The organism is Paenibacillus kribbensis, assembly GCF_002240415.1.
Classification (GTDB): Bacteria; Bacillota; Bacilli; order Paenibacillales; family Paenibacillaceae; genus Paenibacillus; species Paenibacillus kribbensis.
This window is the reverse complement of sequence record NZ_CP020028.1, coordinates 2,280,138-2,299,549: the sequence shown is the minus strand read 5'-3', so window position 1 is coordinate 2,299,549 and position 19,412 is coordinate 2,280,138. Positions and strand designations below refer to the sequence as shown.

Annotated in this window: 22 protein-coding genes and 1 riboswitch; of the genes, 3 read left to right on the top strand and 19 right to left on the bottom strand. The window is 47.2% G+C overall.

Annotation, left to right across the window (positions count from 1 at the left end; genetic code table 11):
• Positions 1 to 235: 235 nt before the first annotated feature.
• The 3 genes from prsW to B4V02_RS10355 all read right to left on the bottom strand — a co-directional run bounded on the left by prsW (position 236) and on the right by B4V02_RS10355 (position 2,198).
• Complete coding sequence (gene prsW / locus B4V02_RS10365) at positions 236 to 931, bottom strand: glutamic-type intramembrane protease PrsW (RefSeq protein ID WP_094154708.1); 696 nt, start codon at positions 929 to 931, stop codon at positions 236 to 238.
• A gap of 84 nt (positions 932 to 1,015) precedes the next feature.
• Positions 1,016 to 1,630, bottom strand: coding sequence for a genetic competence negative regulator (locus B4V02_RS10360; RefSeq protein WP_007430857.1), 615 nt, complete (start codon positions 1,628 to 1,630; stop codon positions 1,016 to 1,018).
• 199 nt (positions 1,631 to 1,829) lie between these two features.
• Positions 1,830 to 2,198, bottom strand: coding sequence for a hypothetical protein (locus tag B4V02_RS10355; protein WP_007430858.1), 369 nt, complete (start codon positions 2,196 to 2,198; stop codon positions 1,830 to 1,832).
• Positions 2,199 to 2,291: 93 nt separating this feature from the next.
• Here B4V02_RS10355 and B4V02_RS10350 point away from each other — a divergent pair, with 93 nt between their 5' ends.
• Complete coding sequence (locus B4V02_RS10350) at positions 2,292 to 3,176, top strand: polysaccharide deacetylase family protein (protein WP_094154707.1); 885 nt, start codon at positions 2,292 to 2,294, stop codon at positions 3,174 to 3,176.
• Positions 3,177 to 3,282: 106 nt separating this feature from the next.
• Here the strand turns inward: B4V02_RS10350 and B4V02_RS10345 are convergent, their stop codons facing one another.
• The gene (locus B4V02_RS10345) at positions 3,283 to 3,624 is read right to left on the bottom strand and encodes a hypothetical protein (RefSeq protein ID WP_007430860.1); all 342 of its coding nucleotides are present in this window, start codon (positions 3,622 to 3,624) and stop codon (positions 3,283 to 3,285) included.
• Positions 3,621 to 4,208 (bottom strand): type II CAAX endopeptidase family protein, encoded by a 588-nt coding sequence (locus B4V02_RS10340; protein ID WP_094154706.1) that lies wholly within the window; start codon positions 4,206 to 4,208, stop codon positions 3,621 to 3,623. Before B4V02_RS10340 ends, B4V02_RS10345 begins: the two co-directional genes overlap by 4 nt.
• Positions 4,209 to 4,917: 709 nt before the next feature.
• Here B4V02_RS10340 and serA point away from each other — a divergent pair.
• On the top strand, positions 4,918 to 6,510 hold the full coding sequence (gene serA, locus B4V02_RS10335) for a phosphoglycerate dehydrogenase (RefSeq protein ID WP_094154705.1): 1,593 nt from the start codon (positions 4,918 to 4,920) through the stop codon (positions 6,508 to 6,510).
• A 203-nt stretch (positions 6,511 to 6,713) separates the two neighbouring features.
• On the opposite strand, the gene B4V02_RS10330 is transcribed toward serA, so the two are convergent.
• The 6 genes from B4V02_RS10330 to B4V02_RS10305 form a co-directional block, all read right to left on the bottom strand.
• A complete protein-coding gene (locus B4V02_RS10330) occupies positions 6,714 to 8,165 on the bottom strand; it encodes an ATP-binding protein (protein WP_094154704.1) in 1,452 nt (483 codons plus the stop codon).
• A gap of 1 nt (position 8,166) precedes the next feature.
• Positions 8,167 to 8,883, bottom strand: a complete 717-nt coding sequence (locus B4V02_RS10325) for a response regulator transcription factor (protein ID WP_007430864.1) — start codon at positions 8,881 to 8,883, stop codon at positions 8,167 to 8,169.
• A 109-nt stretch (positions 8,884 to 8,992) separates the two neighbouring features.
• Positions 8,993 to 9,751, bottom strand: a complete 759-nt coding sequence (locus tag B4V02_RS10320) for a pseudouridine synthase (protein WP_007430865.1) — start codon at positions 9,749 to 9,751, stop codon at positions 8,993 to 8,995.
• A gap of 78 nt (positions 9,752 to 9,829) precedes the next feature.
• Positions 9,830 to 10,360 (bottom strand): spore maturation protein, encoded by a 531-nt coding sequence (locus B4V02_RS10315; RefSeq protein WP_007430866.1) that lies wholly within the window; start codon positions 10,358 to 10,360, stop codon positions 9,830 to 9,832.
• 7 nt (positions 10,361 to 10,367) lie between these two features.
• A complete protein-coding gene (locus B4V02_RS10310) occupies positions 10,368 to 11,111 on the bottom strand; it encodes a nucleoside recognition domain-containing protein (protein ID WP_094154703.1) in 744 nt (247 codons plus the stop codon).
• A 12-nt stretch (positions 11,112 to 11,123) separates the two neighbouring features.
• Positions 11,124 to 12,386, bottom strand: coding sequence for a D-alanyl-D-alanine carboxypeptidase family protein (locus tag B4V02_RS10305; RefSeq protein ID WP_094154702.1), 1,263 nt, complete (start codon positions 12,384 to 12,386; stop codon positions 11,124 to 11,126).
• 195 nt (positions 12,387 to 12,581) lie between these two features.
• Here B4V02_RS10305 and B4V02_RS10300 point away from each other — a divergent pair, with 195 nt between their 5' ends.
• On the top strand, positions 12,582 to 13,307 hold the full coding sequence (locus B4V02_RS10300) for a protein-glutamine gamma-glutamyltransferase (RefSeq protein WP_094154701.1): 726 nt from the start codon (positions 12,582 to 12,584) through the stop codon (positions 13,305 to 13,307).
• Between the two features lie 87 nt (positions 13,308 to 13,394).
• Here B4V02_RS10300 and ytfJ read toward each other — a convergent pair whose 3' ends face one another.
• From ytfJ to B4V02_RS10260, 8 genes are all read right to left on the bottom strand, one after another.
• Positions 13,395 to 13,886, bottom strand: a complete 492-nt coding sequence (gene ytfJ, locus B4V02_RS10295) for a GerW family sporulation protein (protein ID WP_094154700.1) — start codon at positions 13,884 to 13,886, stop codon at positions 13,395 to 13,397.
• An 85-nt stretch (positions 13,887 to 13,971) separates the two neighbouring features.
• Complete coding sequence (locus tag B4V02_RS10290) at positions 13,972 to 14,673, bottom strand: DUF2953 domain-containing protein (RefSeq protein WP_094154699.1); 702 nt, start codon at positions 14,671 to 14,673, stop codon at positions 13,972 to 13,974.
• A 134-nt stretch (positions 14,674 to 14,807) separates the two neighbouring features.
• Entirely contained in the window at positions 14,808 to 15,416 is a 609-nt protein-coding gene (scpB, locus tag B4V02_RS10285) for an SMC-Scp complex subunit ScpB (RefSeq protein ID WP_094154698.1), read from the bottom strand.
• Entirely contained in the window at positions 15,385 to 16,179 is a 795-nt protein-coding gene (locus tag B4V02_RS10280; RefSeq protein ID WP_094154697.1) for a segregation and condensation protein A, read from the bottom strand. The genes scpB and B4V02_RS10280 overlap by 32 nt, the downstream gene beginning before the upstream one ends.
• Positions 16,180 to 16,352: 173 nt before the next feature.
• Entirely contained in the window at positions 16,353 to 16,817 is a 465-nt protein-coding gene (ribH, locus tag B4V02_RS10275; RefSeq protein ID WP_007430874.1) for a 6,7-dimethyl-8-ribityllumazine synthase, read from the bottom strand.
• A gap of 31 nt (positions 16,818 to 16,848) precedes the next feature.
• Positions 16,849 to 17,532 (bottom strand): 3,4-dihydroxy-2-butanone-4-phosphate synthase, encoded by a 684-nt coding sequence (gene ribB / locus B4V02_RS10270; protein WP_094154696.1) that lies wholly within the window; start codon positions 17,530 to 17,532, stop codon positions 16,849 to 16,851.
• A gap of 61 nt (positions 17,533 to 17,593) precedes the next feature.
• Positions 17,594 to 18,259 carry a riboflavin synthase gene (gene ribE, locus B4V02_RS10265; protein ID WP_094154695.1) on the bottom strand — a complete coding sequence of 222 codons (666 nt, stop codon included), beginning with the start codon at positions 18,257 to 18,259 and terminating at the stop codon, positions 17,594 to 17,596.
• Positions 18,260 to 18,586: 327 nt separating this feature from the next.
• A riboswitch (FMN riboswitch) is annotated at positions 18,587 to 18,760 on the bottom strand.
• 68 nt (positions 18,761 to 18,828) lie between these two features.
• Positions 18,829 to 19,296 (bottom strand): IDEAL domain-containing protein, encoded by a 468-nt coding sequence (locus tag B4V02_RS10260; RefSeq protein ID WP_007430877.1) that lies wholly within the window; start codon positions 19,294 to 19,296, stop codon positions 18,829 to 18,831.
• Positions 19,297 to 19,412: the final 116 nt, after the last annotated feature.

Sequence of the window (19,412 nt, the reverse complement as noted above, 5' to 3'; positions counted from 1 at the left end):
TACCGATAGTGTGACAAGAAGAAAGCTCTCTTATGCATGGTTTTCCATGAGTTCAACAATAAACTCGCAATGATCGCATATACAACGCTTAAAGCCAGTCTGAATTCGCCCTTGCTCCATGCGTCCTCTAAGCACAAAGCGTTCCCCGCATCTTTTACAATGAATTCTCACTTTAATACGCAAAAAAGACACCTCTTTCTCTAACAGGTTTGTCAGATCAGTGTGTCCCTTTTTGTTACATATTAACCTTTTCTTCCCGTTTTAATAATCTGAAAGGAGAACGGTTGTTAGCATGAGTGATTTTCGCCATGCCTCCATACCACAAAAATGCCATCAGAGGAATGATAAACCAAACCCAGTCATGCTGGAATTCCGTTAAAATCAGATCATATACACCGTGCCAAAACCATGGAAGCACCAATGACAGAAGTAGCATGTATTTGCTCTTCCACCCCTCTGAAAACTTGGCTTTTCCCAAGTAATAGCCCATCATTACTCCAAACATCGCATGACCAGACACAGGTAGCAGTGATCTCATCAGCATCATGCTCACAGAAGCATGCCCCGCCCAGGCATACAATAGATTTTCAACCGTAGCAAATCCGAGGGAGACCGCGGCCGCATACAAAATGCCGTCATAAGGCTCATCGAACTCGGTATGATTATATATAATGTGATACAACAAAAACCATTTAAAAAACTCTTCCACTCCGGCCGAAATGCCGAACACCTGGAATAACGTGTTATCCCCTAGCCAAAGCAGCAGCCCGCGTTGAAAAATCATAACAGGAAACACCACCAAGAAGCCGAGTAGAAACACTTTTACAACCATGTGCAGCGGCTCCGCATCATATCTGTCCTTCAAGTAAAAATACATCAATAAGGCAAGACCCGGCGCTGTGGCTGCCGCTAAAACCGAAAACAGAAGCACCGATCATCCCTCCATAAAAATCAGTCGGCCCTGCATTCAGCGCAGAGCCGACAAATTTACTTCATATCACTTTCTAAAGCCCGATTAAGAACGGCTGTCAAAATGAGTGCAGATGACAGCAACAGCCTGTTCAGGAATGATCAGCTTGCCGTACTCCTCCAGCATTGCTGGTGTTACGGATGAGCCTTCCCCGAATTCGGCAAGAACCGCGATCAAGGCGGCGAGCTTGGACTCCTCTACCTCTTCTGGCTCCAAATGCAGCATCCATTTTCCTCTATAATGATACAGCTTACCTGCTTCCGTAGTGTTGCTGCGGAGCATGTGAGCCGCTTCTATGAGTACTTCGAAATCGCTAAACGCGTAAACAATGGAATCACTGTGTTCCATCGTGACTTCCATTTCGTAGACTTCTTCTGGAAGCTCCTCATCGGGACCCGAACCATATTGCTGGTGATCGTATTTTCCCCGAGTGACGATAACAACCATTCCCTGAGCAGGAAGCGCAAAGACTTCGACAGCTAACGGTCCCGTGGCATCGAAGCCCAGCTCGCTGTATGCCTGATCCATCATTTCGGTGAACAGCTCATGGACTCTTGGGATTTCTTGCCACATATCGTCTTTTTGAATACCGCGTTCGCTCAAATCGTCAAAGGTAAGGAAAATCCGTATCTTGTCCTGACTTAATCTTTCTATTTTCATACTGGACCCTCCTCCTGGCAGCCGAGTGTTATTAACAGATTATGATGCAATTATGTTGCCTGTGATGAAAATGGTTCTATGTAATCATGTTATCATTTTATAATCGTAAATGCACGAAATAAAAATGAGAAAAAAAAGAATCATTTGAACGGCTTTCACAAAAAAGCCGCAAAATGATTCGGGATAGAGGGTTCCGGGGCTATAATCCCGGTACGGCTGTATGAGTTTCCTTCAATATCTGCTCGACCTCACGTTTAACATCGGGACTACTGCTGATAAAGTCTTTAATCAGCTTCATATTCTCTTCTTTGCTTTGGACAGTATGAACGGTTTTATCTGTTTTGGAACGATGATCATGATCCTCATGGGTATCATGTTTGTTTAGCGTAATATCGCCCATTCCGGGAAACGCAGCGTCCATCATTTTGGTGCGGGCTTTCTGCACCAAATTTTCGCCTTTTTTTCCATCCATGTTCATAGAAAAGCCCAGCATGTTGCGGTTACGGGAGATCATAGAGCCTGCGACAGCGCCCAAAACGATTCCCAGGAAAAATGAAGATGTCTTCACAATTAGAACCTCCCTTTGTGGTAGAATCAAGCATAGTGTTCGTCAGGAAAGACAAACTCATACGGTATAAATACAGGAAGGTGAGATGAATTAATGGGTACAAAAACAGCAGCCATTTTATTGACTGCATGTCTGCTGCTTAGTGCTTGCTCGGCGAACAAGCCGGAATCGGCGGCTACCGGCAACAATCAAACTTCGGCAGCTTCTGACACAAGCAACGGCAGTCAAACAGTCCCTAAAGATCATAACTCAGCAGGTAAAACAACAGCACAACATGACAAGTCCGTTGTTGACAACAGCAAATCGGAGAATTCAGCTACGGTGGCTGCCATCAATAAAACTTATCATTTAGACAAAGCGTATAATGTGGTTCCCAACCAAGAAGGAGTGGAAAAAAAGGTAATCTTGCTAACCTTTGACGATGGGCCCAAGGAAGCGGCCATGATTAATAAAATCATTGATACGCTGGACAAGCACAAGGCCAAAGCTATTTTCTTCGTAAACGGTTACCGTGTGAAGGAGCATCCTGAGCTGCTCAAGCTTATCCATGACCGCGGACAACCCATCGGCAACCATAGCTGGGATCACATCGTGCTAAAGAACAAATCGGAGGCTGAGGTCAAAAAGCAGATTGAAACCGTCCAAAAAATGGTCAAGGATATAACGGGTCAAGCACCAGTGTTTTTTCGCCCACCTCATGGGGCAGGCGGGGACGTAGGCCGTAAGGTTGCCAAGGAAAACGGACTTCTGTACATGACCTGGTCCGTCGGTTCTCTGGACTGGACTATGAACAAGAGTCAGCCTAACAAAACGGATGCGCTTCTCAAAAATGTAACGGAGCAGCTACATCCTGGCAGCAACATTTTGATGCATGAACTGCCATGGACAGCTGAGGCGCTGGACAGTCTATTGACTCGCCTGGAGCAAAAGGGCTACCGGTTTGTTGATCCGCAAAGCATTGAGGTTCCTGCCGACTAACAGGAATTTGGGTTTATGGTCAATAATCAGCGATAATTGCCAAAAAGGCCTTCATCTTCCGCATAAGCTTGTGCGGAGATAAAGGCCTTTTTTATACTCCCTTTTATTACCAAAGCAATTTACTGATAGGTGGTGCTCCCTTAATGCCCCACCATAGCAGCGCTGCTGTAATAAGTACAAAAAGCGTGCTCAAAAAATTTAAAAACCACTTGCTTACCCGGATGCGGCGGGACGGAAACATTTCTGCCCGCGTACGGTACTCACTGACAGGAGCGTCATCCTCCATCATCACAGCAACTTCTGGTGCAACGTCAACGTGGGCCAATTCAGGCACGGGTCGTGAAGCACGGGAACGGACTGGTTTTGATTTCGACCTGTCCTCCTCCTTGACTTTGCGACCATTACGACGGCTACCATAGGTCTGCACTCTGCTAAGCTCCTGATTCATTCTTCATACCTCCGAAAACGCAACGCTAAACCGGATATCAGGTCAATCACAAAATGACAAATGATCGGCGCCCATAGGCTGCCGGTCTCTACGTAGATATAGCCCAATCCGTAACTGCTAAGGAATACCCAGCCTGTTGGAATCCAATGCCGCAAATATCGGATATGGATAACTGCAAACAAAATGCTTGTCCAATAAGGTCCAAAGCTGTACTGAATCGCACCTCTGAACAAAAGTTCCTCACAGATCGAGACGACGGCCGCTATACAAATAATATGCCAAATCGGTCGATTTTGAAACAGCAATTGGTTAATACCGCCGTCATCCATAGCATCCTCAGGCATAACTCGGGATAACACCAGATCCACCAGAAGCATAGCAGCGGCCAATCCCAGTCCCCACCATAAGACATGTAAGCTGTTCGGCAAGGCAAACAGTTCCAACACATTTCTTTGCTGAAAAATAATCCAGACTGCACCGACCAGCAGGGTCAGTCCCTGGGTTAGATACAAATTGTAAAGCAGCAAGCGGTCATTCAATTCGTGAATTTGCGCTCTTTTCCATTTCACTTTAAGCTTTTTCATGATTAGTTAGTCCTCTGCATAGTCTTCATTAGCATCATAGCCAAAAAGTCAGGCGGATTCAAGAAGACCTAATTCTTAATTATTCCGCTTGTTATAGCTACTTTCTAGCCAGCTATCTATACATGTCGCATCTCCTATTGACATGGCCATGTAAGCCGTGATACATTATGAAAAAATTATTTACGACAACAACCTTGATGGAGAAAAGATATTGATTTCGTCCTCAGAGAATCGGTGCTTGGGTGGAAGCCGATGGCGAAGTAATGTTCTTCAGCGCTCCTGAGTTATTGCACCGAGGCCTAGGAAATTTTATTCCGGCATTAGATGCAATCGGCAGAAAACCGTTATCCTTTCGGTCATTATATGACCGCTGAAGGCAGTCCATTGCGAAATGGCTGCGAATTAGGGTGGTACCACGATAACTCTCGTCCCTTACTATGGAGATAGTATGTGATTCGGGAGTTTTTTTGATGCCCGAAAACCGCAAAGCGGTTCCCCACAGAGCTTTTGTCCATTAGCTTTGACCGAAAGCTCGGTGTGTAATGCTATTTTATCCCTTTTCTGCGTCAATGCGTTATCACACAAGTGTTAACCACGCTCTCCTGTACTTTTAGAAGCATTTCAAGTTTTTTCATGTTCTTTATGGAATGTATTTCAGTTAGAAGTACATCCTGTCCATAAAAGAAGTTAACTTTGAGGAGGAAACCAAATGTTTAAAGTGTTAGTATCCGATCCAATCAGTGACCTGGGCATTCAGCAGCTGATGGATGCAGACGATGTCACGGTGGACAAGAACACAGGTCTTAGCGAGGATGAATTGGTTCAGATTATTGGTGACTATGACGCACTGCTGGTCCGCAGCCAAACCCGGGTAACCGAACGCATCATGGCCGCAGGTAAAAACCTCAAAGTGGTCGGACGCGCCGGTGTCGGAGTGGACAACATCGACCTTGAGGCAGCAACGCAACGCGGGATTATCGTAATTAACGCTCCTGACGGCAACACAATTACAACATGTGAGCATACTTTTGCCATGATGATGGCTCTGGCACGCCATATTCCACAGGCATATGCCAAAACCATCGCCGGTACATGGGATCGTAAAACATTCCTCGGTGTCGAGCTGCGCAACAAAACGCTCGGTGTCCTAGGTATGGGACGCATCGGCAGCGAAGTAGCCAAACGCGCCAAAGCCTTTGGCATGAACATCCTTGGCTATGATCCGTTTCTGACGGAAGAGCGTGCCGAGAAGCTGGGCATCAAGCTGGCCAGCGTGGACGAAATCATTCGCAACGCAGATTTCATGACCGTACACACACCTTTAACACCGGAAACCAAGCATATGATTTCACGCCCACAGTTTGAAGTGATGAAAAAAGGTATGCGTATCATTAACTGTGCTCGAGGCGGTGTTATCGATGAAATGGCTCTCGTTGAAGCCATTGATAACGGAATTGTGGCCGGTGCTGCCTTTGACGTATTCGAGTCGGAACCGCCAGCACAGGATCACCCTTTCCTGAGCCATCCGAAAATTATCGTCACACCGCATCTGGGTGCCTCGACGGTCGAAGCGCAAGAGAACGTAGCCATCGACGTATCCGAGCAGGTGCTGCACATTTTGCGTGACGAGCCGTTTAAAAATGCGGTCAACATGCCTCCTGTTCCATCCAATGTGATGACGCAATTGCAGCCGTATTTCTCGCTTGGCGAGAAGCTGGGCAGCTTTGCCGCACAGGTGACAAATCAGGCTGTACGTGAAATCCATGTGGATTACGCTGGCGATTTGTCCTCTGTAGATACACAGCCGCTGACACGTTATATTTTGAAAGGTGTACTCAGTCGTCACCTGGGCAGTGATGTAAACATTGTAAATTCTGTACATCTTGCCAAAACACGTGACATCCATCTGGTCGTATCTCAGGCACCGGCTACCAAGGGCTTTACGAATCTGATCACCGTTACGCTTAAAACGCAAAGTGGCGAAGAGCAACGTGTAGCTGGCACCCTGCTTGCAGGTTATGGCGAACGTATCGTTCAGTTGAACCAATTCCCGGTTGATGTGGCACCAGAAGCTCATTTCCTGCTCATCTCCCACAATGACAAGCCAGGTATTATCGGCCGTGTCGGCACCCTGCTTGGCGAAAACGGCGTCAATATCGCCTCCATGCAAGTAGGACGTAAAATTGTTGGTGGTGAAGCGATCATGATCCTGACGGTTGATAAGGCTGTGCCAAAAGACGTGCTGATTCAGCTGGTCGGGTTGCCGGAGCTGAATACCGCTCAAGAAGTAGTGCTGGATTAAATATAGACAGAGCTTAAGAAAGTCCATTGACTTTCCCTATAAAAGTGAGGCGCCTGGGTAATCAGGCGTCTTTTTCCTATGCCAATGTCAAGCATCTATCTTGATGCTGAATGTTCCACGTTGAACAAGATAAATGTTGATTTTTCAACAAAAAGCACCCTCTTCCGAGGATGCTTTCGAACAGGCTAACCAGCTAAGTTTCCTTAGTCTGTGACAGAGCCTGACTTTGGTTTTTTGGAGATCGGCAGCAGAATCGTGAACTCTGTCCCTTCTCCCAATGTGCTGGCAGCAGAGACAGAGCCTCCGTGAGCCTCTACAATATTTTTGACAATAGCAAGTCCCAGGCCTGTGCCCTTATCCTCGCCTCGCACTCTGGCCTTGTCGGCCTTGTAAAAACGGTCAAAAATATAAGGCAAATCCTCGCTGGCAATCCCCACGCCTTCATCCTTAATCCGGATGCGTACAAGCTCATGCCGTTCCCCGAGAATTCGATCTGCCCCAATGGTAACCTTTTTCCCTTCGGGGGTATGCCTGAACGCGTTATCTAACAGATTGGTCAGTACCTGCTCCAGCCGATCCTCATCCGCATCAGACAACAGCAGCTGTTCGCCCTGATCATGATAATCAAGAGCCAGCCCCTGCTCCTTCGAGCGTACTGCAAATTTACGGTGAACACGCTCAATCAGCTCGTTCACATTCACTTCCTGACGATGCATGTCTGTATGACCTGCTTCCATTCGGGCCAGATCAAGCAGATCCTTAACCAGCCTTCCCATGCGCAGTGATTCATCATGGATGACCTGCACCAGCTCCTCGGATTCCTCCGGTGAACCAGCCATACCATCCAGCAACGCTTCACTGTAGCCCTGCATCATGGATAATGGTGTACGGATTTCATGAGATACATTGGCGACAAAGTCGCTTCTCATCTTTTCAAGCTTCACTTCTTCTGTGATATCCCTAAGCACAGCTACCGTGCCACGAATTACATTATCTGTGTACAGAGGGGCCATCTGCACCGACCAGGAGCCATTCTTTACATGAATATGGTCTCCGACGTCCTCTCCTTTGTCCATAACCGTATGAAACAATGGCAGCAACGGGTCTGGCACAGGTGCTCCAAACTCCTTTTGATCATGTCCTTGCCATTCCAGCTCTCCCCAGCTATCCAGCAAATTTTGCGCAGGCGGATTCGTCAAAATAATTTGCCCGCTTCTATCAAAGGTAATTACAGCGTCAGACATGCTTCGCAGTACCCTGGATAGATGGTTTTTCTCCTCATTCAGACTGCGGATCGTCGCTTCCAGTTCCGTAGACATATGATTAAAGGTTTTCGCCAGCTCCCCGATCTCATCACTGGTCACCAGCGAAAGCCGTGTATCATACTTTCCCTCACGAATGGCATTCGCCGCCTGAATCAACAGCTGCATAGGCTGTGTGATTTTGGTAAAAAGAAATAAAGCAAAAAAGGTCGTTAATAAAAATCCGACAATACAGGCATAGGTGAACAAATGCTTGATTTCCGTCGATTCATGCGCCGCGAAATTCCTGTTGATATACGGCAATAAAAAAAGTCCCAGGAAAATAAGCACGGAGCCTACAAGACAAATGATGGTGATCCACAGCTTGCCTACCAGTGATCTCCAAAAGTTCACGTTATTTTGGAACCTCCAGCTTATAGCCTACACCCCAAACGGTTGTAATCATAGCCGCTGCCTCCGGGGATACCTTATTCAGCTTTTCACGAAGCCGCTTCACATGCGTATCAACGGTGCGCAGATCGCCAAAAAATTCATAATTCCATACATCTTTTAGGAGTTCTTCACGCGAGAAGACTTTATCCGGCGACACTGCCAAATAGTGCAACAGCTCGTACTCTTTTGGGGTGAGACTGATCTCAATTCCGCCTGCACTTACCCGGTGTGCATCATGCTCAATAATAAGATTCGGAAAAACGATACTATTGCTTGGGACCGCTTCTTTGGTTAGAAAGGCAGTTTCCGAAGAACGGCGCAAAATCGCTTTAACCCGATAAATGACTTCCCGGGGACTAAAAGGCTTGACCACATAATCATCGGCCCCAACTTCAAAGCCTTGTACGCGGTTTACTTCTTCGCCTTTGGCGGTCAGCATAATGACAGGCGTTGCCTTGGTCTGACGCAGGCGTGTACATACTTCAATCCCATCCATACCCGGAAGCATCACATCCAGCAAAATAATGCTGTAATCGCTTGCAGTCGCTTTTTGGAGAGCAATCTCCCCATCCTCGGCTTCATCAATTTCATAACCTTCTTTTTCCAGATACATCCGCAGAAGGCGGCGAATGCGTTCTTCATCATCTACAATTAATATGCGGTTGCTATGTTCTGACATATTCCCAGCCCCTTCGCTAAAAAAAGCATTCTCTCTATTTTACTATTTTCCCGTGCGTGGTCAAACTTTACTCTTGTTCAACAGTCTCTTTACACCAAAAAGGCCGGGGTTATGACCCCCGTCCTGTCCGTTTCTTTTTCGTGTTGTCTGATTTGGCAAGTTGAATGAGACGGTTGATTTCGTCCTTGGTGAGGGGTCTGGTCAGACCACGCTTCAAGTTTTGCAGCAAAAGATCCCCGAAGGCAATTCGTTTAAGTCTGATAACCGGGTGTGAAATAGCCTCAAACATCCGTCTTACCTGACGATTTCTACCTTCATAAATGGTAATTTGGATAACAGACTCCTTACCATCCGGGTCTACATCTTTATATTCTACCTCGGCTGGTGCAGTAATGCCATCTTCCAGAACAATCCCTTTTTTCAGCTTGTCCAGCTCGGTACCATGCGGAACGCCTTTGACAGTCGCTACATATGTCTTGGGCACATGATGCTTGGGATGGGTGAGCAAATTGGCGAACTCGCCGTCATTGGTAAGCAACAGCAGTCCTTCCGTATCGTAATCCAGACGGCCTACCGGATACACACGTTCCTTGACACCTTTCAGGTAGTCAGACACGATTTTTCGACCTTCCGGATCGGAGGCGCTCGTAATAACCCCTTTGGGCTTGTTCATCATCAGGTAGATTTTTTTCTCGGTTTTGATCGGTCTACCCTTTACCGTAATTATATCCTGATCAGGGTCCGCCTTCGTTCCCAGCTCTGTTACGACAACCCCGTTCACTTCCACGCTGCCCGCCTGAATGAGCTCCTCACATTTCCGTCTGGACGCTACACCAGCCTGGGCCAATATTTTCTGCAATCTTTCCATGTTCGCTAATTCACCTCATGTTAATGATACCCATCTACGAACAAAATCACAACCCCCGTTCAAAAAACGATGCAGGAATCAAAATACAAGCAGGCAAATTGCAATGGCTGCGACAAAACCAACCACGTCGGAAAATAGTCCTACCTTCAGAGCATATCGTCCATTGCGGATACCTACCGCACCAAAATATACAGTCAGCACATACAAAGTTGTGTCCGTGCTGCCCTGAATGGTTGAAGCGATCCGACCGATCATAGAGTCCGGGCCATAGGTGCGAATCAGATCTGTCGTGAACGCAAGCGAACCGGTGCCCGTCAATGGACGGAGCAGCCCTAAAGGCAGCACCTCACCGGGGACACCCCAGCTTTTAATCCATGGTGTAACCCAGGATATCATATAATCCAAGGCACCAGAAGCTCGAAAAATGCTGATCGCTACCATCATGCCTACGAGATGAGGAATGATGTTGATCGCGGTGGAGAAGCCGTCCTTGGCTCCATCCACAAAGGAATCGTAGACGGGCACTTTCTTGGCATATGCATATAAAGGAATAAAAGCGAGAATCGCCGGAATGGCCCAAGTCGATATGAGGTTAATAAAATTGAGCATGCCTCCCTCACCCTTTCCAAGTGGTATCCCTGCTCTGGACAGCGGTGATTCCCGTCCGTCGAGCTGCAGGTGAAGATACAGGCGGCGCTGTCGAAGAGGACGCAGGGGTTGCCGTGGTTTGAGGAGGCTGTGGCGTCAATGCGGTCTGAGACGGCGGATTCGCTGGGGGGCGGCGCAGTTCTCGACTACGGTACCACCGATCTGCCACTATCGCAGCAAAGGTCGCTATCGCAGTTGCCACCAGTGTCGTGCCGACGATTTCTGCCGGATGTGCAGAATGATAATTAAGCCGAATCGCAATCAACGTTGTGGGTATCAGCGTAATGCTGGCCGTATTTAACGCCAGCAACGTACACATGGCAGGAGTAGCGGTCTGCTTATCCGGGTTGAGCGTTTGCAGCTCCTGCATCGCCTTGATGCCCATTGGAGTTGCTGCATTGCCCAGGCCCAGCAGATTAGCGCTCATATTGGACAAAATATAGCCCATAGCCGGATGATTGCGCGGAACATCCGGGAACAAAAAGGCAACGATGGGAGCAAGCAGCTTGGATATTTTTTGCAAGAGCCCGCCGTCTTCGGCCAGCCTCATCATGCCCATCCAGAACACAAGCACGCTGATCAGTCCAAAGCACACTGTAACACCTGTGGCTGCCCCGTCAAAAGCCGCCTTGGTCACTACCTCAATATTTCCCTGTGCAGCAGCAAATGCAAATCCGATACAAATCAAAGCCACCCATATGAGATGAATCACGATTGATCCCTCCTATACTCCAAACAGATTTCTGATAATCACACTCCATCCGCTTGTCCAGCTGCGTTGCTGAGTGCTGCTTACAGGAGCTTGATCAGTTGGAACCTCCTGTCCTGGCTGTATCGTTCTTGGGGTGGGCAGCTTACTGCCTTTTGCATACACAGGAACGGAACCGATCAGTTTGCCTTCCAGCAGAAACTCGACACGTCCTCGTAAACCGAAGGATACGTCCGATCTGCCAGCAGAGCGGGACTTTTTATACAGCACTAATCTTTTGTGCAGTTGGCTCTTCTCACCGTCGTTCAGAGGATAAGCAAAGCTCGAACCCGTCAATAGCGGATAGCCTTTAATGGGTTGTTGCTTGTCCGTAATCGGAATGAGTGGATAATATTGAAACCCGTAATCCAGCATATGTGCATGGTCATTCCAATCATCCCCGTCATTCAAAGTAACGGCAGCAAGCTGGCGACCGTCGCGCGTGGCCGAACTGACCAGACAACGGAAGGCTTTTTTGGTATAGCCAGTTTTCACACCATCTGCCCCTTCATAGAGCCTCAGCATCTTGTTCTTGTTACGCCACGAGTAATCCCAGGGATCGTTGGGATTCGGTGCTTTTTTCAGTTCTGTCTTAACGATATGTGCAAAAGTTGGATTATGCAGCGCATAAGCGGTTAGCCGGGCCATATCGTTCGCTGAGGAATAATGCCCTTCGGTATCCAGTCCATGAGGATTAGCAAAATGCGTATGACTTAGCCCAAGCTGAACCGCCTTTTCATTCATCAAATGAACGAATCCCTCTTCTGTCCCACCCACATGCTCGGCAATGGCAGAAGCAGCATCATTTCCGGAACGCAGCATCAGACCATACAGCATGTTTTCCAGCGTCATTTGTTCACCCATTCGCAGAAAAAGTGAGGAACCTTCTTTGGCATAAGCCGTCGGACTAACCTTTACCTGATCCTGCAAGCGTCCATGCTCAATAGCTACAATAGCAGTCATAATTTTGGTCAGGCTGGCAATACGCAGCTCCCGATCACCCTCGGCAGCATATATGATTCTTCCTGATGCGACATCAATTAAAGAGGAGGCCTGCGCATGGGTTTTTAATGCAGGTGGGGATACCTCTGTCTTCATCGCTCCCCGAACAGGCTGTGGACTCAGCAATGCGAGCGGCAATGACACAATAAGCAGCAGTGCCAGCGGCAAAACAAAGGCGCGTCCATTAGACGAAAGCTGGTTTTGGCCCGCGTGGATGTGTTGCTTCTTTTTAAACATTTGGATTCCTCCGGTTTTGAGCAAGTCTTGTACCATTCTATGTCCAAGCTGTTCAAAGTATGTCCACCTTTATAACAGAAAATTCCTCTACAAGATATGCCCGGTCAGGCAATTTACACTCCTGATCACATATATATAGTTGAGGATTTGCAAGATCCTGAGTAGCTAAATATTTAATTTGGATGGGGGTACAGCATGCAGCGCCTACAGTTTGAACCGATTTTGAGATCCCGGATTGTAGAGTCCGCAGAGGCATTACAACGAAGCGGCGTATCCTTTGCCACGTTTGCAACCGCGCGTCGCAATCCGCAGTTTTGGGATTTGACGGCAAAAGGTGGATTTCAGCTCAAAGCAGGTGTTACTCCGGCGCAGGGGATCAGGGATATCTTTATACATGGTGATCAATATGCCTTTGAATGTGCAACTGCTATGGTGATTGTTCTGTACAAAGCAGTGCTGGATTCCATTCTGGAAAGTGAATTTAACCGGATTTTTGCAGATATGCTGTTGTATGATTGGCACTATGACAGTGACCTCAAGCTCATACAGGAGCAAGGAAGTCATAAAGCGTCTCCCGGCGACATCCTGTATTTCAATAATCCGGATGTGTCACCCGAAACATTGGAGTGGAAAGGAGAAAATGTCGTTAAGATGAAGGAGGAGGACTCGTTTTATGGACATGGGATCGGCATCTTGCCAGCAAAAGGCATTATTGATTCCCTCAATCAGCATCGCAAGCCGGGGGCTACCATATCTGCTTATTTAACGGATGAGGTGATTTATCCGGACTTCGCTTATTTATCCCAGTTTGCTCCCGAAGAGAACCGTGAAGTTGAACGATCGCTGCATACTTCTTATCAACAGGAACATGGTCAACGTGTACATGCAGTCATTGGTGGAAGGCAGTATATTCGCAGATAAAAGCAAATGCAAGCAAAAGGAAGGTATTCCTTAGCCCATGTATGGCTTTGGAATACCCTCCTGAAGTAACATTTTAGTTCATGACCTTTACAAGTAAGCCGGGCCAGATTGGCTGGGATCTGTAGTGACATTTACAGGTACCTGTGGAGGTGGAGTCTGCATGCCGCCGCCTACATTTTGGAAGATAGACTGAACCTTATCAATCAGGTAGGGGGTGGAGTCGATTAATTTCTCAATCAGATGTGTTTGATTGTCCAAAGGAACGATTTGCGCCCCCTGTTTGCCAACAACCAGAAAAGCAATCGGTTGAATAGATACACCGCCACCGCTACCGCCACCAAACGGATGCCCTTCCTTCCCGCTATGATTACCCGCTGCCGAGGAAGTATGATGTTCTTCTTCATCAACATTAAAATCACTTCCCCCGGCTGCGAAACCAAACCCCACCTTACTGATTGGCAAAATAACAGAACCATCGGGTGTTTCCACCGCTTCTCCCACAATCGTATTTACGTCTACCATGGCTTTGATGTTTTCCATCGCGGTTTGCATGAGCCCTTGAATCGGGTGATCTGACATGATTATTCCTCCTCTGCTTATTTTCAAGCGTAGACTGCCTTTTCTTTCGCTATTGTGCACAGAGCACCTAGAAAATATGTATCGCTCATCCCTCATGCCGGATAGGCTTCTTGGACAAAACCCGTTTCCAAGCTTCCGGTCCACCCGGAACGCGCCATATCCGATAAGCTAAAATGAGCATGGAAAAAAATAAATATCCGAGCGACACATTTCCTTCACAGGTCAAAGTGGTGGTAAAATGCAAACGATTGGCCCAGTAGGGTACAACAAACAGCTTGGGCGTGCAGTTCATATGTACAAAGCTGGAAGCAAAACCGATCAGCGTCGTTTTCAGGCCCCATAGAATACCGGTTGAGGTAGCTGTATAGGCTGCGTCAGCAAGACTGATATTGGTGGACCATTCCATTTTGGTCATCGTCACATGGGCTAACGTATGCCGTAGCCAGCGGCTTAAGGCTTTCGTTCCTTTGAGCAAAACTCGTACATCGTGTATAAAATGCTTAATTTTTTCTGCATTAATATTTCCACTATCCACGGAAGCATCGGTTTTATGTATGTTTTTGTTGCGGTCAAGCCGATAGAGAAGCCCTTTTTGCAGATTGGCTATCAGAATAGCAGGAATATCATAATTGATTTTGATCAACCCGTACAGAAATCTGATCTCCAGATGCGCCCGATCATCACTGTCATGCTTGGCAATATCAAGCTTCCAGCGGATACGAGAGAACAAAACAGCCAGCACAAGTAATATGATAACAATGATGGCGATACCGATCCATTTCCACACTGACGAGTCCTCCCAACCTTTTTCTATGGATATACCATGGCAAAAATAGTATGGGTTCTTCACAGGAAAATCATGCATCCTAAAATAGCAAACAGCCAATCCCTCTCTGCAGGAACTGGCTGTTTCTTTTCTTATCAGGCTTCAAGATCCGGATCGTTTGCAGCAGGCTGGCTGCTCTCCAGACGCTCGAACAATAATTGTGTCTCCTCCTCCAGATTGTCCGAATCCTCGAACATCTCCGGTTGCGGTAGATCCGCGAGAGAGCCCAGACCGAAATAATCCAGAAATGATTTCGTCGTTCCGTACAATATCGGCCGTCCAATGGCCTCTGCACGACCTTTTTCCTCAATAAGCTCCTTGTTGACCAGTGTATGTATGGCCCGCTCGGATTTGACGCCCCGAATATCTTCGATTTCGATTCTTGTAATGGGCTGGCGATACGCAACAATGGCCAGTGTTTCCAAAGCCGCTTGAGACAGTGAGGCACGTGCCGGAGAATAAGCGAGCTTTTCAAAATAGGATGCATGCTCAGGTAATGTTGCAAGTTGATAATTCCCGGCAAGACGGACAAGTTGCAGACCTCTTCCTCCCTGCTCCATATCCTGTTTCATATCTTCCAGGCTTTTTTCAACCAGTTCTTGCTGCTGCTCTACAATGTCGGCGATCTGCTTGGCGGACAATCCTTCCTCTCCCGCGAGAAACAACAGTCCCTCAATAATTGATTTCAGCTTCAGATAATCCATTAACCCGTAAATCCCCTCTCCACTCCATTACAATATCATCAAAAATCTTCTCCTGATAACAGAAAATTTGCTTCATTTTCATCAGTTCGAGAATCGCCAAAAAGGTGACTACCACTTCATGCCGATACATATCCTCATGCATCAGCTTGGAGAACAGAAACCGCCCTCCTGCCCCCAATCCCTCTAACACCCCGACAACCTGCCGGATACGGTCCTTGACTGAAATTTCATCCCGGTGGACACGAGTTACCGTCGTACGTCGTTCTGCTTTACGCAATGCACGCTGAAAGGCCGCGACCAAATCGCTCGTATGTAGCCCGTGCACCGGATTTACGGGTTCGGTGGGCAGGAACGCACTCAGATCTTCCGGCTCTTTGCCATAAATCAGACTCCGTTCCCACTCACGTTCACTCAGATGACGAGCAATCCCTTTATATTTACGATACTCCACCAGCTTGCGAACCAGTTCTTCGCGCGGATCATAATCCTCTTCTTCATAATAATCCATATCGTCATATTCCATCACAGGTGGTTTGGGAAGCAGCAATTTACTCTTAATCGATAAGAGCGTCGCCGCCATCACCAGAAACTCGCTCGTAATGTCCAGTTCCAGCTCCTGCATACTGTGCAAAAAAGCCATATACTGATCCGTAATATCACTAATCGGGATATCCTGAATGTCGATCTCGGCTTTATCAATCAGATGCAATAGCAGATCCAGCGGACCTTCGAATGTTTCCAGCTTGTAATTTACGACTGTCAATGTGCTTCCCCCTGCCTTACTCCAATCATCATTCAACAATACCTTTCCCCATAGCACGTATGCTCGACGTTATCAATCCCTCTTTCTGTAGTATATACGTCATTGCCTTGCTTAACAATCCAATCCCTTGTTCGCTTTGCAATTACGCTTTCCTTATCTAGTTGCTTATATCATTAAAATTGCTTGCCCAGGTTCGCCATTTCAATCGCCGCCAGCGCAGAATCCCAACCCTTATTACCAGCCTTCGTGCCTGCACGCTCAATAGCCTGCTCAATATTTTCTGTAGTCACGACACCAAAAATAACGGGTACGCCCGTTTTCAGATTGATTGCCGCCACTCCCTTTGCCACTTCGTTGCAGACAATGTCATAATGCGAAGTAGAACCACGGATCACCGTCCCCAGCGTAATAACAGCATCATATTTGCCGCTTGCAGCCATTTTTTGCGCAATCAGTGAAATTTCAAAAGCACCAGGAACCCAGGCCACATCAATTTCATCTTCCTGTACACCGTGTCGTTGAAGTGCGTCAATTGCACCGCTTAACAGCTTGCTTGTAATAAACTCATTGAATCTTCCTACCACAATACCATATTTTAAACCATCCGATACAAGATTACCTTCCAGAAAACGTGCCATGCTTATCAACCTCTCTTTTTTTAAATGATTTTTACAATGACAAACGACGACGATAGTCAATTAAATCCTGAATACTGATCAGCTTCAGCTGATGATGCTTGGCGAACACGGCCAAATCAGGCAGTCGGGCCATGGTGCCGTCTTCCTTTATAATTTCGCAAATGACTCCGGCGGGCTTGAAGCCGCTGAGTCGGGCCAGATCGACTGCCGCTTCCGTATGACCTGCACGCTGCAAAACACCGCCATCGCGGGCAATCAGCGGAAACATGTGGCCAGGCTTGCGAAAATCGCCTCCTACGACTGTATCGTCAGCCAAGGCGCGTACAGTCAAGGAACGCTCGGCTGCCGAAATACCTGTTATTGTCTCCATATGATCAACCGACACGGTAAAGGCTGTGCCGTGGAAATCTGTATTCTGCTCCACCATTGGCTGCAGCTCCAATGCCTCGGCTCTTTGTTGTGTTATCGGCACACAAACCAATCCACGACCTTCAGTGATCATGAAATTAATGACCTCCGGAGTTGCCTTTTCAGCCAACGCAACAAAATCACCTTCATTTTCGCGCTGTTCATCATCCACGACGATAACGACTTTACCGTTCTTCAAATCCTCCAGCGCTTCTTCGATGGAATCCAGACGAATCTCTTCGTCCAGTTCCCCCTCGTCATGCTCCATTACGTCAGCCGCTGCACTTGTTTGACTCCCTCGATCCATAGTGCTGTCCTCCTTAGTTTTTGTGGCATAAGTACTCCTCTGGCAGATTTACCATTCCAGATCAGGCAAAGCCGTGCTTCGCCAGATAGTCCAGACTTATAGGAGCTTTTTCTGCTCCCTCCGTCGCCGCTGAGCCTCTGTAATTCAAAAGCTGTTCCACATACTTGCCCAGTATGTCGCATTCAATATTGACGGTGTCTCCCTCACGTTTGGCTTGTAAGGCTGTCTCGGATAAGGTATGGGGGATAATGGATACGGCAAAGGTATCTCCCGTACGCTGCGCGACTGTGAGGCTGATGCCATCCAGTGTGATCGAACCTTTGAGAAGAATATATTTGAATAATGCTTGATTAGAAGGTGCAACTTCGAACACAACCGCATTCTGGTCTGAAGTCACCCGGCGAATCGTGCCTGTTCCGTCTACATGCCCCTGCACAATATGACCTCCGAACCTTCCACTTGCTGCCATCGCCCGCTCCAGATTGACCCGGCTACCGGATTTGAGTTCTTTCAGATTGCTGCTGCGAAAGGTTTCCGGCATGACATCAACCTTAAAATCCTTAACACCGATCTGTATGGCCGTCAGACAAACACCATTCACGGAAACACTGTCTCCTATTTTCAAATCGTCCAAAACGACGGAGCCTTCAATACCTAGAACCATCGCTTCTCCGCTTTTGGAAATCGTTTGAATGCGCCCCACTTCCTCGACCAACCCGGTAAACATGCCCTCACTCCTTTCCATCTCGTTTCAGTTTATCCCTAATTCATCTGTCGTAAGCGCAAAAAAACCCCAGTACGGAATCTATCCGTCATGGGGGTGATGAGAGTCAAATCTACAGTATACAAGCGCAATCCATATGCATGTTGAAATCTCACGAATAATACGTATGCCAATAAAAAGCATGAGTATGATACAACCTAATTCGCTAGAAGACCTACGGAAAAGAAAGCTAAAAAGCAGTCTCCCCGATGCCGCCCTACAACGAAATAAGCCGTACGTACATTTACGTATGCTAATAATCGGCACATGTCACGTCATGCACATGCGCTCCGTATCCTTCTCCCATCCAGACTATACTGTCGGTCCCGGAATTGCACCAGGTCCACCTTCTGCTGATCGTTCAGCATCCGGGTCACGGACTAAGCCGTGCTGTGATCACAAAAAGCGATCCACAAGCACGTCATCACCGCCGGTGGGGAATTTCGCCCCGCCCCGAAGGATCTTGCTCTTATTCAATTGAATTAACAGTAAACTTGTTACGTATATTAGCACCAACTTCTAAAAAAAGCAAGTTATCGGATAGACGCTCCTGCTTTTGTTTTAACATATTGGCTGGAGAGTTCTTCAAACCAGGTTTTATCATTCATATGAAGCGCCAGATCAATCAGATCAGCCAGTTCTTCCAAGCCGAGCTGTGTAGCATGGTCAAAGGTAATAACCGCTGAAGCTGTGGGTCCGTGGCTTCCTTCAGAACTTGCGTCATAATCCAGCCGTACTTCAACGTGTCCATCAATAAATTCACATTTTAGAAAATAAATAATTTCACACATTAATATCGGGCGCACCTGTGTTTCCAACACGCAATCCATCACCTTGGCGGAATAATGTTGATTCGTCAGCGTAAATTTATGCTCCGTCCCCGCCAGTGATGCCCGTCCAAAATCATCTGTAAATTTCAGCTCCACGGGCTTGATGTTCATGACCTTAGGGATTTGCTTTTTTATAATTTCGATTATTTCAACTGTATTCAGTTTAATCATACCTGCACCTCATTGCATCTAAAAATTCAGAAGAAGACTGTTATTTAATCAATTTCATATAGGCCTCCACTCCTATATCGGAAATCATTACCTGTTTTTTTATGCTTCATCCCATA